This is a genomic window from Pandoraea pnomenusa (assembly GCF_040391475.1).
GTDB classification, from domain to species: domain Bacteria; phylum Pseudomonadota; class Gammaproteobacteria; order Burkholderiales; family Burkholderiaceae; genus Pandoraea; species Pandoraea pnomenusa_C.
This window is the reverse complement of sequence record NZ_JBEBXS010000014.1, coordinates 26,759-42,139: the sequence shown is the minus strand read 5'-3', so window position 1 is coordinate 42,139 and position 15,381 is coordinate 26,759. Positions and strand designations below refer to the sequence as shown.

General features: G+C 65.8%; 15 protein-coding genes and 1 tRNA gene. 12 read left to right on the top strand and 4 right to left on the bottom strand.

Going from position 1 to position 15,381, the window contains the following annotated elements:
• The first annotated feature begins 32 nt into the window (after nucleotides 1-32).
• The 3 genes from ABWO90_RS15990 (at nucleotide 33) to ABWO90_RS15980 (ending at nucleotide 1,922) form a co-directional block, all read left to right on the top strand.
• On the top strand, nucleotides 33-461 hold the full coding sequence (locus tag ABWO90_RS15990) for a cupin domain-containing protein (RefSeq protein WP_353192210.1): 429 nt from the start codon (nucleotides 33-35) through the stop codon (nucleotides 459-461).
• A 48-nt stretch (nucleotides 462-509) separates the two neighbouring features.
• A complete protein-coding gene (locus ABWO90_RS15985) occupies nucleotides 510-917 on the top strand; it encodes a DUF2000 family protein (protein ID WP_353192209.1) in 408 nt (135 codons plus the stop codon).
• Nucleotides 918-1,010: 93 nt separating this feature from the next.
• On the top strand, nucleotides 1,011-1,922 hold the full coding sequence (locus ABWO90_RS15980; RefSeq protein ID WP_353192208.1) for an alpha/beta fold hydrolase: 912 nt from the start codon (nucleotides 1,011-1,013) through the stop codon (nucleotides 1,920-1,922).
• A gap of 372 nt (nucleotides 1,923-2,294) precedes the next feature.
• Here the strand turns inward: ABWO90_RS15980 and ABWO90_RS15975 are convergent.
• Nucleotides 2,295-2,379, bottom strand: a tRNA-Leu gene (locus ABWO90_RS15975).
• 92 nt (nucleotides 2,380-2,471) lie between these two features.
• Between ABWO90_RS15975 and ABWO90_RS15970 the strand changes: the two genes are divergently transcribed.
• From ABWO90_RS15970 to ABWO90_RS15945, 6 genes are all read left to right on the top strand, one after another.
• The gene (locus ABWO90_RS15970) at nucleotides 2,472-2,675 is read left to right on the top strand and encodes a hypothetical protein (protein ID WP_353192207.1); all 204 of its coding nucleotides are present in this window, start codon (nucleotides 2,472-2,474) and stop codon (nucleotides 2,673-2,675) included.
• Nucleotides 2,672-3,328, top strand: a complete 657-nt coding sequence (locus tag ABWO90_RS15965) for a chromate transporter (RefSeq protein ID WP_353192206.1) — start codon at nucleotides 2,672-2,674, stop codon at nucleotides 3,326-3,328. Before ABWO90_RS15970 ends, ABWO90_RS15965 begins: the two co-directional genes overlap by 4 nt.
• Nucleotides 3,325-3,849 carry a chromate transporter gene (locus ABWO90_RS15960; RefSeq protein ID WP_353192205.1) on the top strand — a complete coding sequence of 175 codons (525 nt, stop codon included), beginning with the start codon at nucleotides 3,325-3,327 and terminating at the stop codon, nucleotides 3,847-3,849. Before ABWO90_RS15965 ends, ABWO90_RS15960 begins: the two co-directional genes overlap by 4 nt.
• A gap of 188 nt (nucleotides 3,850-4,037) precedes the next feature.
• Nucleotides 4,038-5,381: an ergothioneine biosynthesis protein EgtB gene (egtB, locus tag ABWO90_RS15955; protein ID WP_353192204.1), complete on the top strand. Its 1,344-nt coding sequence runs from the start codon at nucleotides 4,038-4,040 to the stop codon at nucleotides 5,379-5,381.
• Complete coding sequence (gene egtD, locus ABWO90_RS15950; protein WP_353192203.1) at nucleotides 5,381-6,367, top strand: L-histidine N(alpha)-methyltransferase; 987 nt, start codon at nucleotides 5,381-5,383, stop codon at nucleotides 6,365-6,367. The genes egtB and egtD overlap by 1 nt, the downstream gene beginning before the upstream one ends.
• A gap of 423 nt (nucleotides 6,368-6,790) precedes the next feature.
• Complete coding sequence (locus ABWO90_RS15945) at nucleotides 6,791-7,618, top strand: DUF4088 family protein (protein WP_353192202.1); 828 nt, start codon at nucleotides 6,791-6,793, stop codon at nucleotides 7,616-7,618.
• 103 nt (nucleotides 7,619-7,721) lie between these two features.
• Here ABWO90_RS15945 and ABWO90_RS15940 read toward each other — a convergent pair whose 3' ends face one another.
• Nucleotides 7,722-8,615 (bottom strand): DMT family transporter, encoded by an 894-nt coding sequence (locus ABWO90_RS15940; protein ID WP_353192201.1) that lies wholly within the window; start codon nucleotides 8,613-8,615, stop codon nucleotides 7,722-7,724.
• Between the two features lie 131 nt (nucleotides 8,616-8,746).
• Nucleotides 8,747-9,715 carry a hypothetical protein gene (locus tag ABWO90_RS15935; protein WP_353192200.1) on the bottom strand — a complete coding sequence of 323 codons (969 nt, stop codon included), beginning with the start codon at nucleotides 9,713-9,715 and terminating at the stop codon, nucleotides 8,747-8,749.
• A 628-nt stretch (nucleotides 9,716-10,343) separates the two neighbouring features.
• On the opposite strand from ABWO90_RS15935, the gene ABWO90_RS15930 reads away from it, so the two are divergent.
• On the top strand, nucleotides 10,344-10,820 hold the full coding sequence (locus ABWO90_RS15930; protein WP_353192199.1) for a nitrate reductase associated protein: 477 nt from the start codon (nucleotides 10,344-10,346) through the stop codon (nucleotides 10,818-10,820).
• 13 nt (nucleotides 10,821-10,833) lie between these two features.
• On the opposite strand, the gene garD is transcribed toward ABWO90_RS15930, so the two are convergent.
• Complete coding sequence (garD, locus tag ABWO90_RS15925; RefSeq protein ID WP_353192306.1) at nucleotides 10,834-12,366, bottom strand: galactarate dehydratase; 1,533 nt, start codon at nucleotides 12,364-12,366, stop codon at nucleotides 10,834-10,836.
• 455 nt (nucleotides 12,367-12,821) lie between these two features.
• Here garD and kdgD point away from each other — a divergent pair, with 455 nt between their 5' ends.
• Together kdgD and ABWO90_RS15915 are read left to right on the top strand one after the other, a co-directional pair.
• On the top strand, nucleotides 12,822-13,733 hold the full coding sequence (gene kdgD, locus ABWO90_RS15920) for a 5-dehydro-4-deoxyglucarate dehydratase (RefSeq protein WP_353192198.1): 912 nt from the start codon (nucleotides 12,822-12,824) through the stop codon (nucleotides 13,731-13,733).
• An 11-nt stretch (nucleotides 13,734-13,744) separates the two neighbouring features.
• Nucleotides 13,745-15,319 carry an aldehyde dehydrogenase (NADP(+)) gene (locus ABWO90_RS15915; protein ID WP_353192197.1) on the top strand — a complete coding sequence of 525 codons (1,575 nt, stop codon included), beginning with the start codon at nucleotides 13,745-13,747 and terminating at the stop codon, nucleotides 15,317-15,319.
• The last annotated feature ends 62 nt before the right edge of the window (nucleotides 15,320-15,381 follow it).

The window sequence follows — 15,381 nt, the reverse complement described above, 5'->3', positions numbered from 1 at the left end:
TCGATGTGTGCTTATGTTCCCGGAGGGAAATCATGTCCGTATCGCCCCTTACCCCCGCTCCCGCCCCCGCGTCCCGCGGCCAATGCCAGGTCATCGATCTGGTGGGCAAGATCGCGCAGATCGACGGTCACTGGCAACCGCGCGTTGTCGCCGAGATGAACGACTATCAGTTCAAGGTCGTGAAACTCCAGGGCGATTTCGTGTGGCACCAGCACGCCGATACCGACGAGACCTTCATCGTGCTCGACGGCGAGTTGCGCATCGACTTCCGCGGCGCGTCGTCCGGCGACGGTTCGATGACCTTGCGTGCCGGTCAGATGGCCGTGGTGCCGAAGGGCGTCGAACATAAGCCCTGCGCACAAGGCGAAGTGAAAGTGCTGCTGATCGAGCCGCGCGGCGTGGCGAATACGGGGGATGGCGCCGTGAGCGAACGCACGGTGGCGAACGATCAGTGGGTGTGAATCTTCGCCCGTCATCACCGAATAACGACTATTCAGGGAGCGGCTTCGATGTTCGATACGAAAGTGGCGCTGATCGTGCGCGACGATCTTGCGGTCTGGCAAAAACTGAACGTGACGGCATTTCTCGCGACCGGGATTGCGGCGGCGGTGCCGGAAGCCTTGGGCGAGCCCTACGAAGACGCCGCCGGGCGTCAGTACGCCCGCATGCTCGGGCAACCCATGATGGTGTTCGTCGCTGACTTGCCGGGCTTGCAGGCGGCTCATCGGCAAGCCGTGTCGCGCGAGCTGACGATCGTGCCCTACGTGCACGCGATGTTCTCGACCGGGCATGACGCGGCCAATCGCGAGGCGTTTCGTGGGCAGGACCCCGAACAATTCGATTTCGTCGGCATTGCGCTGCATGGGCCGAAGAAGGCCGTGGACAAGGCGGTGAAAGGGCTGACGCTGCACACGTGAGGCCGGCCCGGGCGGGACTGCGCAAAACCGAAAAAATGTGAGATTATCCGCGCCACAGGCAGATCGTTTGGATCAACCCTCTGGGGGTCAGAAATGCGGAAAATGCTCTCGTTTCTGTTGTTGCTTGTCTCACTTCACGCCGTCCCGGCGGCGGCCGACGTCTTCACCTTCCCCGCCGACTTCAAACATCAGACGATCGCCACGAACGGCGCGCGGATCAACGTTCGCGTCGGTGGACACGGACCGGCTGTCGTGCTGCTGCACGGCTATGGCGAGACGGGCGACATGTGGGCACCGCTCGCCGCAAAGCTTGCCGCGACCCATACCGTGGTGGTGCCCGACCTTCGCGGCATGGGCCTGTCCGACCATCCGTCCTCCGGTTACGACAAGAAGAATCAGGCCCGCGACATCGCCGGCGTGCTCGACACGCTGCAAATCGGCAAAGTCGATGTCGTGGCGCACGACATCGGCAACATGGTGGCCTACGCGTTCGCGGCCGAGCAGCCGGATCGCGTCACGAAGCTGGTGCTGATGGACGCGCCGATTCCCGGCGTCGGACCCTGGGAAGAGATTCTCAAGAACCCGCTGCTGTGGCACTTCCGCTTTGGCGGCCCGGACATGGAACGGCTGGTCAAGGGCCGCGAGCGTATCTACCTCGACCGCTTCTGGAACGAGTTCTCGGCGGATCCGAAGCACTTCAGTGAAGCTGCCCGACAGCACTACACAAGGTTCTACGCCCTGCCCGGCGCGATGCACGCCGGTTTCGAACAGTTCCACGCCTTCGATCAGGACGCCATCGACAACAAGGCGTATCTCGCCAAAGGACCGCTGCCCATGCCGGTGCTGGCCATCGGCGGAGAGAAGTCGTTCGGGCCGATGATGGCGACGGTCGCACAGGCCGCCGCGTCCAACGTCAAGGGGGTGGTCATTCCAGGTGCCGGTCACTGGCTGATGGAAGAACAACCCGAGGCAACGATGGCGGCCATCGTTCAGTTTCTTCAGTAAATCCGTAGTGCGTAGTCTGCTGTAAGTCGGCGTGCTCGCATTCGGGGTGCGTCAACGCCAGGAAGTTGTATTAATCGCAGTATCAGCGGCAAGGCATAACGGGGATACTTCACTCAACGGCTTGCGCAATACCGCGCAAAGCCCACCGCGAGGAGAATCACCATGACCACTGCCGACAAGATTGCCGATTTCCTCACCTGGAATCTCGACTTGCTGATGAGAGTGGCGGGCTCACTGTGCTGACCCGGAAGGGGAACGCTTGAGGTAGAAGACGCGGCACGAATGGGTCAAGACGCTGGCACGAGGGCATTGTGTGCCTCACCAAACGACATCCATACGAGCGCGCTTGCTTGATGTGGCTCGAAGCCTAAGTGGTACCGGGGACCGGACTTGAACCGGCAAGCCCGAAGGCGGCGGATTTTAAGTCCGCTATGTTTACCAATTTCATCACCCCGGCAAGGGCACGCATTCTAACATCCCCCACCGAGATACGTCAGTTGGGTATCATGAGGGGATGCACGCTCTGCGCGCGCCATCGGAGATCGCCCCATGCTGGAGAATCTCGACCGCATCGCCCTGTCGCTCGACGCCATCGAAGCCGCCGCCCGCGACGTTGCCTTGCAATCCCCCCAGAACGCGCAAGCCCTCTACACCGCGCTCATGGAAATCCGAAACGCCATCGCCCTTGTCGCCCAGGAAGTCGTGCGCCTGGAACACGAACTCCACGGCCCCACCGGTAACGGGCAATCGTGAGTCCCGATCCCGTCGCCAACGCTTCGCCCCGCTCCCCCGATCGCCACACCACCGCTTCCGACACTCCTGCCCCGGCCGCGCCGCCCACATGCTGGGAACTGGCCGTCGCCTTCGGCACAGTCGGCGCGACCGGTTTCGGCGGCGTACTCCCCTGGGCGCGACGCATGGTCGTCGACCAGCGGCGCTGGCTGACCGACCGGGAATTCGCCGAATTGCTGCCGCTCGCGCAGCTTCTGCCCGGCCCGAACGTCGCCAATATCGCCACCGTCCTCGGACGCCGATTCCGCGGCCCGCGCGGCGCCGCCTCCGCCGTCGCCGGCCTGTACTTCTGCCCGACCATCGTCATCATCCTCATCGGGTTTGCCTATGCCCAATGGGGACAGACGCAGCCCGTCCAACATCTGCTCTCCGGGCTCATGCCCGCCGCGACCGGACTGGTGATCGCCACGGCCATTCGCCTGCTCGCCGGACTGGAGCGTCACTGGAGCACGCTGACGTTTGCCGCCGCCACCTTCGTCGGCAGCTTCGTGTTCGGCCTGCCCCTGCTGCTCGTGCTCGGCGTACTCGGCCCCTGCGCGGTGCTCATGGCCTACCACCTGCGGCGCGCGCGCACCCCGGACAACACCGACCACGCCGATAGCGCCGCCCCATGAACACGCTCGTCGATCTGTTCCTGCACGGCTCGCTCTGGTCGTTGCTCGCCGTCGGCGGCACCAACGTCACGCTCGCCGATATTCATCGTTATGCCGTCGAGACGCGGCACTGGATCACCGACACGCAATTCGTCACGTTCTTTTCCCTCGCCCAGGCCGCCCCCGGCCCGAACGGCATGGCCGTCACGCTCATCGGGCTGCAAGCCGCCGGCCTGCCCGGCGCTTTCACGGCGACCCTCGCCAAGTGCGCCCCGAGTTCGCTGCTCGCCTATCTCGTCGGCAGCTGGGTCGACCGTCACGAACGCTCTCCTTGGGTGCGCGCAGTGCGCGCGGGGCTCGCGCCCATCACCGTTGGCCTGCTTGCCGCCAGCAGTGCCGTGCTGGCGCGGGAGATCGATATCAACGTGGCACGCGGGCTGGTGACGCTCGCTGCCGTCGTCATCACGCTACGCACGCGCTGGAACCCGCTTTGGCTGATCGCCGGTGGCAGTCTGCTCGGGCTGACCGGCTGGCTGATGTGAACCGCCGGTGAAGCCCGCCAGAGCGCCCTCATCCCCCCGAATGCCTCGGGCGCACGCCCCCTCATCGCACCGCACATGCCCTCCGGAAACGGCCGAAATCGCGTCGTCAACCCCGGTTACGAACCGTCACACGGCGCCAGACCAACGGGTCTACAATAGGCAGCACGTTTCACAGTACGGTGCGTCCCATGACCCTGCCCTGTTGTACGTCGCAAGCCGAGGCGCCCTCCGGCACCTCCCCCGAAACCACCCGCTCGCGCACCGCCCGCGACGGCCCGTCGATCCACGTGTTGACGCCGTCCGCGCCATCCGGCTCGTCCGCGCGACTGGCCGACCGATTCGATGCCGTGCGCGCGGCGTCTGTCGCCTTCGCTCAAGGACTGTCGGACGCCGACGCCACCGTGCAGTCGATGCCCGACGCCAGTCCCATCAAGTGGCATCTCGCCCACACCACCTGGTTTTTCGAGACGTTCCTGCTCGGTGAATCCGGCGTGCTGTTCGAACCGCACGGACAACGCTACCGTCCGTACAACCCGCACTTCGCCTATCTCTTCAACTCGTATTACGAGGCCGCCGGGCCCCGGCATCCACGTCCGCAACGGGGATTGCTCACGCGTCCCACGCTCGACGACGTGCTCGCCTATCGCCGCCACGTCGACGCCGCGATGCACGAACGGTTGCTGCTCGCCGATCTGCCCGCCGACGTTGCGGCTCTCATTACCCTCGGCCTGAATCACGAGGAGCAGCATCAGGAGCTGATGCACACCGATTTGCTGCATCTGTTCGCGCAAAATCCGCTACGCCCCGCCCATCGCCAGTCGCTGCCTGCCGCGCGCGCCACCGCGCCGCTGCAATGGATCGCACATGATGGCGGGCAGCATCGCGTCGGCCACAACGGGGTCAGCCACGAGCATTTCGCCTTCGATTGCGAAACGCCCGCGCACGACGTGCTCATCCGCCCCTTCGCCATCGCCTCGCGCGTGGTAACGAACGGCGAATGGCGCGCGTTCATCGAAGACGGCGGCTACCGCATGGCCGGGCTCTGGTTGTCCGACGGCTGGGCGACGGTACAACGCGAAAGTTGGGGGCATCCGCTCTACTGGGAACTGCATAACGGCGAATGGCAGTCGATGACGCTCGCGGGCATGCAACCCGTCGACGACAACGCCCCGGTGCAGCACGTGAGCTACTTCGAGGCCGACGCCTTCGCCCGTTGGGCGGGCAAGCGCCTGCCGACAGAACAAGAGTGGGAGGTCGCAGCGAATGCGGCGTCATCCACGTCGCCAGCGATGGAGCAATGCTTCGGCCCGGTATGGCAATGGACGGCAAGCCCGTATGTCGCTTACCCGGGATTCCGGACGGCTGCGGGGGCCGTCGGCGAATACAACGGCAAGTTCATGTGCGGACAGTTCGTGCTGCGCGGCGGCTCGGTCGCCACGCCGGCCGGTCACGCACGCGCCACGTATCGCAACTTCTTTTACCCGCATCAGCGCTGGCAATTCTGCGGCCTGAGGCTCGCGGAGGACCGCTGATGTCGCAAGCTACCCAAGCCACGGCATTCGTTTGCCCGTCGCTTCCGGAAAACGCGTTCGCCACCGACGTGCTCGCCGGTCTCGGTCACACCCCGAAGTCGCTGCCCAGCGTCTGGTTGTACGACCGGCGCGGCAGTGAGCTATTCGAAGAGATCACCGGGCTCGACGAGTATTACCAGACACGTACCGAAACCGCCCTGCTCGGCGAGTGCGCGCCCGCGATTGCCGACGTCATCGGCCCGGACGCAGTCGTCGTCGAATTCGGCAGCGGCTCGAGCCGCAAGACCCCGCTGTTGCTCGACGCCCTCGTCACCCCGCGCGCTTATGTGCCGGTCGACATCGCCGACGACTTTCTCGACGATGCCGTCGCCACGCTGGCGCGTCGATGCCCCGGCATTCCGATGCTGCCGGTGCGCGCCGACTTCACGCGGCCGTTCCGTCTGCCGCCGCAGTTGCAGCACACGCAGGGACCGCGCCTGGGCTTCTTTCCCGGATCGACGATCGGCAATTTTGCGCCCGGACAGGCGGCAGCCTTCCTCGCGCACGTCGGCAAGATGCTCGGGCCGCGCCGCCGTATGGTCGTCGGCGTGGACGCGTGCAAGGATCCGGCCGTGCTGCTGCCCGCCTATGACGACGCGCGCGGCGTGACTGCACAGTTCGATCTGAATGTCATCACGCGCATCAACCGCGAGCTCGACGGCGACCTGCCGCTCGACGCCTTCCGTCATGAAGCCCGCTTCAACGCCGGGGCAAGCCGCATCGAGATGCATCTGGTCGCGCAGCGTGCGTTTCAAGCCACGGTACTGGGCCACCGGTTCGACTTCGCGGCGGGCGAATCCATCCACACCGAGAACTCCTACAAGTACGGTCAGACGGAGTTCGAGGCGCTGGCGGCCTCGGCCGGTTGGAACGTCGACCGCGTCTGGCTCGACGGCCGTTCACGCTTCGCCGTCTACTTGTTGCGCCCGGCCTCCGAAGAAAATTGACCGAGCGCCGCTAAAGTTTCCCCACCGATGTGCCGTTGATGCATGCAGACGCCTGCTGCCCGCTGCGGAATTGTGGATTTTCCGTGGCGTTGGCGGGCATGCGGCGACTCGCGGGCCATGCGTACGCTAGAATCGCCGCCATATTTGCCGTGGGATCAGGCACGCCGGGACGCCGGGCCGTGCCCCCGTCCGGCCATCTTTACAGCGCGCGGCCACGACCGCAGCGCACCGCTTACACGTATCGCTGCAAATGACTTCACGCGCAATGGGGATGCACGTGGCACGAGCTTCGGCGACAGCGCCCGTGGCTTGCTGCACTCGGACAGACGCTCGACCGGCTGACGCGGACGCCTTCGTCTTCGTGTTCACGCGCCGGTCGCCGGCACATCCAGCCATCGTTGCGGTAGCTGGGAGCCTGTCACGATGAGCCGCATTGCCCTGACCCTTTCCGACACCGCCCTGGCGGACCTCAAGAAGGACTTCGACGCCTTCGTGCGCATCAGCGCCGCCGTCGACCGTCACTTCACGCCGCCGCCGTTCGACGACTTCCTGCGCGCGCGCCTGCTCGACAGTACCGTGCCGCTGACCGAAGCCGCCGTCGCGCAGTTGCTCGCAGGCGGTCATTACGCGTGGGCCAAACGCACATTCGACAAGCAGTTCCCGGATGTCGTCTCGATCATCCTGAATCAGGCGCGTCAGCATGGGTTCTATTTCGTCTCCCGCCCGGAATGGACGCGCGAAGACATGTCGCGCCAGGCAAGCCGCTGGGCCGAAGGGATCGTGCGCGAGGCGAAGGGCGAGGAACGGATCGTGGAATCGCTGGCCGGACAGATCGTGAGTTCGGCGCAAGACTTGCGCACGCTGGAAGCCACCCTGCAAACGCCCGCATGGCGCACCGCTTCGGTGCTGCGCGAACGGGTGTTCGACGCGAAGCGTGCGGTGGAGACAGCGCGCCCGCTCGTGGCCCGCGAAAAGCTCGGCGAGTTGCGTGCGCTGCTGGATCTGGCGACGATCTATGGGTCGGTGGGTCCTCAGGAGGCCGAACAGATTCTCGATTATCTGCGCGTGCTGCGTCCCGAATTGTTCAACGACGATCCGGGCGTCTTCGAGCGTCTGGCCGCCTGGCTGCGACGCCTGCTCACGCCGCCCGTCACGCGTCCGAGCGTCGCCCCCGACGTGCCGCCGCCGCAATTGACGAACGAAGCGCCGCGACAGAATCCAGACGCCCTGCAATCCCCGCTGACACGCTAAACGCGCAGATCAGGACGCGATCGCACCATCACGCGGACAGCCGAGCCGGCGCCCGCCGTCAAGCGTGTCCTCGGGCGCGCAACCGCGCGCCGCGTCGACAGCATCAGCGGTTGAAAATCAGCGCAACGCCCGCGCTCGCGATCAATGCGCCCCACCAGGCGCCCGCCGCCGGGCGCTGACGCGTGCGAAGCCACAGCAGCGGCAGCACCATCACCGGTGTCGTCGCCGAGAGCGTCGCGATGACGCCGGTGTTGCCGTGCCCCATGCCATAGAGCAGCAACGTCATGCCCACGGCCACGCCCAAGAAGCCCGAAGCGGCGGTCAGCGCCAGCGTACCCGGTGTGAAGTTGGCAAAGACCGCGCGCCCGCGGCGCGCCGCGATAATCGTCAACCCAAGGGCCGACACGCCAACGCGCACCGCCGATGCCCCGACCGGGTCCACCCCCGCCGCCATGACCGGCTTGGCGATCAACGTACCGATGGAGTGGCACAGCGCCGCCGTCAGCCCGATGGCCACGCCGATTCGCACGTCGCCGCGCACGGACTCCCAGTGGTGCGCGTCTTCCCGACGTCCGCCAAAGGCAATGGCCAGCGCCACGCCCGCCGTCACCAGTGCCACACCGGCGATCGCACGCCAGCCGAGCGCTTCACCCAGCCAGAAGTAGCCGAGCATGGCGGTCATCGGCGCATTCGTTGCGAAGATGATGGAGTTGCGACGCGGTCCCAGGCGGCCCAGCGAGGTGTACAGGATCGTGTCGCCCACGAGGATGCCGATCAGCCCCGAGGCCGTGAGCCGAAGCCACTGCTCCAGCGTGAGCACCGGCCAGCCACGCAGCACCGCCAGCGCGAGCAACAGCATCGCGAAGACCAGCAGCATGCGGGCGTAATTGAAGGGGAACGAGCCCGCCTGGCGGACGGGCGTGATGGCGATCATGCCGCTGCAGGCCCAGCACAGGGCGGCACCGAGGGCGGCAAGGTAGGCGAGATGGGTTGTCATGGTCAGGGGGCTGACGGCGCGGAGCCACAACCGTCCCCGCCGTTGGGACGCCATTATACGAGTCACATGCCCCATTCGGGCGCATGATCCGCCCACCGTTGCGAATCGCCGTCAGTCGCCGTCAGTCGCCGTCAGACGTCTTCGTCGAGCCGATGCAATGCATCGAACATCACACGGTAGGCAGCGGCAACGCCGTGCGCACCGCGCAGCATGCGAAGGCGCGCGAGCGCATCGGGCTCGCCCGTCTCCTCGACCCATTGCCGAAGCAATGACGTACTGCCACAGACGCTCGCGTCATGGCGGGCATGCGCGGCCACCGCCGCAAACCCCTCGGCCGCCGAGGGATAGCGTGCAGCGAGCGCGGCGAACTGTGCGTCGATTTCACCGGTCACGCGCGCGATGGAGGGCGCCTGGCACAGTGCGCAACACCCCACGTACAACGGCATGTCGCCGGCAGCCCCGATGATGAAGTCGATGAGCGCGTGCGTCGTATCGAATGCGCCGCTGTCGAGAAACGTGCGTGCGGCCGGGCCGCAGCGCAACAGCCCGGCGGCGAGCATCGTCGCCTGCCCGCGCTGCTCGCGATACTGCCGCAACAGCGAGGGTCGCAGCGCCGTATCGGTGCAACGCTCGACGGCGATCCGATTGTGAACGTCGGCCCCGGCAGCACGGTGATAGAGCTGCGCGAGAAACGCCAGCACCTGAATGTCACTGGACTCGCCCGAGAGAAATCGTGTCCAGAACGGTGCGGCGAAGATGCCCCGTACCCAGGCGTCGCAGATCTCGCCGAACGCCGGGACGATGTCGCCACGGGTGGCGGACAGCACCTGGACCAGCCCTTCGTCGACAAGCGCCCCCAGCCAGGAGCCGGGCACCGGCGCGTGCGTGAGCAACAAGCCATGCTGCAGACGTTCGAGCCACATCGAGGCATCGGCGGGCGCACCGTGCAACGTGCAGGCGACCTCATGTGACGATACGGTCATCGCGTGCGCATCGCTCTCCCATTGCGCATGCGGTGACGCGATCACCCAGACCGCATCGCCGCTCGCCGTCACCAGCGCCGGATCGACCGATGTGCCGGACACAGGCACCGCGCTCATCGAACGATGGCCCCAAGCACCGTCAGTCCCTCGGGTGTCACACGGCGCTCCACTTCCACGCGTAACGGCCCTGCGCCATCGGCCTGGATATCCGGCGGCGATACCCCCTTCCGGGCGCCATTGCGCCCCGCCGCTTTGCCGACGCCCCCATCGGCCTGCGCAGCAGACGACCTGCCCCTCACGGACGCCCCTTTCTCTACCCGCTCGGGCGATGGGGAACCCAATACGACGGGTATGAAGGGAAACGTCGTCGGCGACGATTTGGGCGGCATATGGGCTCCTGTCAAAACACTGAACAAATGCAGAATGCCCACCTTAGGAAGGGATGACCGCTTTCGGAATGAACCCAGATTCTAGGATTCTTCACATCCGACGCTCATGCGTGACGTCGCAGCCGCCGTATCCCCCTGAAACAACAAGTCTTCTCGCCGATTCCGATCACGTAAAGCGCACCACCCGAGTCTGCCCAGTCAAATCATTTTTAAGAGTTTTCCTAATGAGGTGACGCACATCTACGGAAGGTGCGACGACCGCCACACATTCGCCATCGGCAGCGCACTACGCGTCGCGAGTACAATCGATCGCACACCATGCGTCGCCGTACTTCGCCATATCAGGAGTGAGCATCATGCATCTGTACCAGCGTCTGCCGATCTTCGTGTTCGAGATCGAAGCTTGCGAGAATCTGAAGTTCATCACGATGGCGATTCGCTTCAACCTCGATCGCAGCGGGCAACATCTGTCGCTGGCGGACTGGCAGCGTCTGCCGCAGGAAGCGCGCGACACGCTGGCGTCGTGCGTGCCGGGGGATGAGGATTTTGCGGCGCGTCTCGACGAGATCGCGCGCGACCATCTCGGACAGGCGGTCGAGCGCAGCGTCGACCCGGCGTCCACTGCGTGGCAGGATACGAACGCACTGCCGCCGGGTTTGTTGCGTCAGTGCGAACTGGCCGATCTGTTGGCGCCGGACGTCGGCGACTGGGGCACGCTCACGCCGTTCCGCCGCTACGTGCTCGCGAAGCTCTCACGCCGCGACACGCTCAATCACTGCTTTGTGCCGGCCATGCTCGAGTTCGGCCTCGCGCAAACGCAAGCCGAACTCTGACACGCCACAAACATCAGGTCACCGGAGCCGGGTTGAACAATGTGAGCGCGTTGTGCAACCCCCACCGCTCGGCCCAAGTCTTCTCCCCGCTGGCCACGGCCAGCATCAGATGGAACAACTGCCAGCCGATGTCTTCGATCGTGGCTTCGCCCGTGGCGATGCGTCCGGCGTCGACATCCATCAGGTCATGCCAGCGACGCGCCAGATCGGAGCGCGTCGCCACCTTGATGACGGGAACCTCTGCCAGTCCGTAGGGCGTCCCGCGGCCGGTCGTGAAGACGTGCACGTTGATACCGGCTGCGAGTTGCAGGGTGCCACAGATGAAATCGCTCGCAGGCGTTGCGGCATAGATCAGCCCGCGTTGGTGCGAGCGATCGAGCTTCGCGCCCGGGGAGATCACGCCGTGAATCGGCCCGGTGCCGGACTTGACGATCGACCCCATCGCCTTTTCGACAATGTTCGACAACCCGCCGCGTTTGTTGCCCGGCGTCGTGTTGGCGCTGCGATCCACGCGCCCGCGCTCGAGATAGGCGTCGTACCACGCCATCTCACGAATCATCGCCTCGGCCACCTCGGGCGTCGCCGCGCGCGACGTCAACTGGTCGATGCCGTCGCGCACTTCGGTCACTTCGGAGAACATCACCGTCGCGCCGGCGCGCACGAGCAAGTCCGTGGCAAAGCCCACCGCCGGGTTCGCCGTCACCCCGGAGAAGGCGTCGCTGCCGCCGCACTGCACGCCCACCACGAGTTCCGACGCAGGCACCGTCTCGCGGCGTCGCGCGTCGAGACGCTCGAGATGGGTGCGCGCCGTGGCGAGAATCGAGTCGATCATCGACAGGAAACCCACATGCGCCTCGTCTTGCAGACAGACGGTGTCGGGCTTGCCATCGGCGCCGGCGCTGCCGATGGGGATGCTGCCCGCCGGTAGCAGTCGCTCCGGCTGAAGCTTCTCGCATCCCAGACTCACCACCATCACCTCGCCGCCGAAGTTCGGATTCGTCGAAATGTTGCGCAGCGTACGAATCGGCACGATGGCGTCGGGTGCGTCGATGGCCACGCCGCAACCGTAGGTGTGCTCCAACGCCACCACATCATCGACATTCGGATACTGTGGCAGCAATGTCTCCTTGATCCGCCTGACGGCAAACTCGACCACACCCGCCACGCACTGCACCGTCGTCGTGATGGCGAGGATGTTGCGCGTGCCGACGGAGCCGTCGGCATTGCGATACCCCTGGAAGGTAAAGCCGTCGAGCGGCGGCAGTTCGGCAGGCACGCGTGTGCCGATCGGCAAGCGATCGAGCGACGGCGCCTCCGGCATCGTGAGGTTGCGCTCGTTCACCCAACTGCCCGCTGGCAATGCACGCGCCGCGTAGCCGATCACCACGCCGTAGCGAAGCACCGCCGCACCCTCGGCCAGATCGGCCAGCGCGACCTTGTGCCCCTGCGGCACGGCGTCCACCAGCGTAAGGCCATCGGCGAAACGGCTGCCGGCCGGCAGCCCGCCATCGTTCACGACGATGGCCACGTTGTCTTCCTGCTGCATCCGGATATAGCGCGGCGTGTCCTTCGCCACGTGCCCGGCTTCGCCTGCGGGGCCCTTGCCGCCCGCTTGCGTCGTTGCTGCCATGTTGCTCACTCCTCCGTTTGCCTGCCCCACACACCACGCTCACTAACCGGGGCGCGCAGGTGCAGTCCTGTCGATCTGTTGCCTTGTCGCGACGGACGCCGATTGTCGTTGATGTTCGCTCAACCCCGCATCACTTATGTGTCATCATACATCTAGAAACGCGCCTTTGCGTATCCCGCAAGGCTTCCGACCCGATTGGGACAAACCCTCTCCGGTACGTTTGCGGGTTTATCCCACTGCTGTTCCGCCGAGCGCCCTCTTGTCCGGTCCGATTACATGTTATACGATGACATATAACTAAGCGCCAAGCGCTGGTTGAGCGCCTTCTTCACTCATCGAATCCGGCCCCGCAGCCGACAGGAACGCCAGAAATGACTGCACCTCAAGAACTCAAACAGATCGTCTCCGACGGCTTGTTGTCCTTCCCCGTGACCGACTTCGACGCCAACGGCGACTTCAACGCCCGTGGTTACGCGGCGCGTCTGGAGTGGCTGGCTCCGTTCGGCGCGACGGCACTCTTCGCCGCAGGCGGCACGGGCGAATTCTTCTCACTGACGCCGCAGGACTACAGCGCCGTGATCAAGACCGCCGTCGACACGTGCGCAGGCAAGGTGCCGATTCTCGCGGGCGCGGGCGGCCCGACCCGCATGGCCATCGCCTACGCACAGGAAGCCGAGCGGCTCGGTGCCAAGGGCGTGCTGCTCATGCCGCACTACCTGACCGAAGCGAGTCTCGACGGCATTGCCGCACACGTCGAACAGGTCTGCCGTTCGGTGAAAATCGGCGTGATCGTCTACAACCGCGCCAACTCGAAGTTGGGCGCCGACCAGCTCGAACGCCTGGCCGAAACGTGTCCCAATCTGATCGGCTTCAAGGACGGCGTGGGCGACATCGAGCGCATGGTGCAGATCCGCCGCCGCATGGGCGAGCGCTTCTCGTATCTGGGCGGGTTGCCGACGGCCGAGGTCTACGCGGCGGCCTACCGCGCGCTCGGCGTGCCGGTGTACTCGTCGGCGGTGTTCAACTTCATCCCGAAGACGGCCATGTCGTTCTATCGCGCCGTGTGCGAGAACGATCAGGACACGATGGGCCGCCTGCTCGACACGTTCTTCCTGCCGTATCTGGAAATTCGCAACCGCTGCCCGGGCTACGCCGTGAGCATCGTCAAGGCCGGCGCCAAGCTCGTCGGTCACGACGCCGGCCCGGTGCGCGCGCCGCTGACCGATCTGCTGCCGCAGGAAGTCGAAGCGCTGGCCGCGCTCATCCGCCAGGTCGAAGGTTAAGGAGACGCGGCATGCAGATCACCGGTGAAATGTTGATCGGCCGCGCCGACGTGCGCGGCAGTGCGGGCACTCTCCACGCGTTCGATCCGTCGCGCGGCGAGCCGCTCGCCCCCGCGTTCGGCGCGGGTACGGTGCAGGACGTCGAGCGCGCCTGCGAGCTTGCGCGCGCGGCATTCGACCCATTGCGCACGCTGCCGCTTTCGCGACGCGCCGAGTTCCTCGATGCCGTGGCGCAAGCCGTGCTCGATCTGGGTGACGCCCTCATCGAACGCGCGCACGCCGAAACGGGGTTGCCGCCGGCACGCCTGCAAGGCGAACGCGCACGCACCGTCGGCCAACTGCGTATGTTTGCCCGCGTGGTGCGCGACGGTCATTTCCTCGATGCCACCATCGATCCCGCGCAACCGGCGCGCGAACCGATGCCGCGCAGCGACCTGCGTCTCGCCAAGATCGGCCTCGGTCCCGTAGCCGTGTTCGGTGCAAGCAATTTCCCGCTCGCATTCTCGGTCGCCGGTGGCGACACCGCATCGGCATTCGCTGCGGGCTGCCCGGTGATCGTCAAGGCGCATTCCGCGCATCTGGGTACGTCCGAACTCGTCGCGCGTGCCATTCGCTCGGCCGTGCAGGCGCTGGACCTCCCGGAAGGCGTGTTCTCGCTGCTGGTCGGCGAACGCGCCGTGGGCGAAGCGCTGGTCGCGCACCCTGCCATTGCGGCGGTCGGTTTCACCGGCTCGCGTACCGGCGGCCTTGCGCTGCAACGCATCGCGCAAGCGCGTGCCGTGCCGATTCCCGTCTATGCCGAGATGAGCAGCATCAATCCGGTGTACCTGCTGCCCGAGGCGCTGAACGCCCGCGGCGACGCCATCGCCCGGGGGTTCGTCGACTCGCTCACGATGGGCGTCGGTCAGTTCTGCACGAACCCGGGCCTGGTGCTGGGCATCGCCGGGGCAACACTCGACCGGTTCTGCGCGACGGCGATGGAAGCGCTCAGCGCGAAAGCGGCCGGCACCATGCTGACGTCGGGCATCCATCAGGCATACGACAAGGGCGTGGCGCGACTGTCCGGCGAGCCGAATGTAACGTTGCTCGCACGCGGTCAGTCGGGCAACGGTGCGCAGGGGCAAGCGGCTCTGTTCCGCACGACGGCGGACGAATTCCTCGCCACCCCGGCGCTGCACGACGAAGTGTTCGGTCCCGCGTCGGTCGTGATCGCCTGCGACAGCGTCGACGACATGATTGCGATCACCGAGCGTCTGGAGGGACAACTCACCGCCACGCTGCAACTCGATGCGGGCGATACCGATGCGGCGTGCCGGTTGCTGCCGAGTCTCGAGCGCCGCGCCGGACGTATTCTCGCCAACGGCTTCCCGACCGGCGTAGAAGTCTGTCATGCGATGGTGCACGGCGGCCCGTTCCCGGCCACGTCGAATGCGATGTTCACGTCGGTCGGTGCGTCGGCCATCGATCGCTTCCTGCGGCCGGTGTGCTATCAGGACCTGCCCGACGCGTTGTTGCCCGACGCGCTCAAGGACGGCAATCCGCTCGGCTTGTGGCGGCTACGTGACGGCGCACTCATGCAGGCGTGAGCGCGCGGCTCACTCGGTGAAAGCAAAACGCCCTCGAAATCGAGGGCGTTTTTGCATGGCGT

Bases quoted from the DNA above. Each gene is read 5' to 3' on its own strand.
- ABWO90_RS15990 (WP_353192210.1), top strand. From the start codon at position 33: ATGTCCGTATCGCCCCTTACCCCCGCTCCCGCCCCCGCGTCCCGCGGC.
- ABWO90_RS15985 (WP_353192209.1), top strand. From the start codon at position 510: ATGTTCGATACGAAAGTGGCGCTGATCGTGCGCGACGATCTTGCGGTC.
- ABWO90_RS15980 (WP_353192208.1), top strand. From the start codon at position 1,011: ATGCGGAAAATGCTCTCGTTTCTGTTGTTGCTTGTCTCACTTCACGCC.
- ABWO90_RS15970 (WP_353192207.1), top strand. From the start codon at position 2,472: ATGCTGGAGAATCTCGACCGCATCGCCCTGTCGCTCGACGCCATCGAA.
- ABWO90_RS15960 (WP_353192205.1), top strand. From the start codon at position 3,325: ATGAACACGCTCGTCGATCTGTTCCTGCACGGCTCGCTCTGGTCGTTG.
- egtB (WP_353192204.1), top strand. From the start codon at position 4,038: ATGACCCTGCCCTGTTGTACGTCGCAAGCCGAGGCGCCCTCCGGCACC.
- egtD (WP_353192203.1), top strand. From the start codon at position 5,381: ATGTCGCAAGCTACCCAAGCCACGGCATTCGTTTGCCCGTCGCTTCCG.
- ABWO90_RS15945 (WP_353192202.1), top strand. From the start codon at position 6,791: ATGAGCCGCATTGCCCTGACCCTTTCCGACACCGCCCTGGCGGACCTC.
- ABWO90_RS15940 (WP_353192201.1), bottom strand. From the start codon at position 8,615: ATGACAACCCATCTCGCCTACCTTGCCGCCCTCGGTGCCGCCCTGTGC.
- ABWO90_RS15935 (WP_353192200.1), bottom strand. From the start codon at position 9,715: ATGAGCGCGGTGCCTGTGTCCGGCACATCGGTCGATCCGGCGCTGGTG.
- ABWO90_RS15930 (WP_353192199.1), top strand. From the start codon at position 10,344: ATGCATCTGTACCAGCGTCTGCCGATCTTCGTGTTCGAGATCGAAGCT.
- garD (WP_353192306.1), bottom strand. From the start codon at position 12,366: ATGCAGCAGGAAGACAACGTGGCCATCGTCGTGAACGATGGCGGGCTG.
- kdgD (WP_353192198.1), top strand. From the start codon at position 12,822: ATGACTGCACCTCAAGAACTCAAACAGATCGTCTCCGACGGCTTGTTG.
- ABWO90_RS15915 (WP_353192197.1), top strand. From the start codon at position 13,745: ATGCAGATCACCGGTGAAATGTTGATCGGCCGCGCCGACGTGCGCGGC.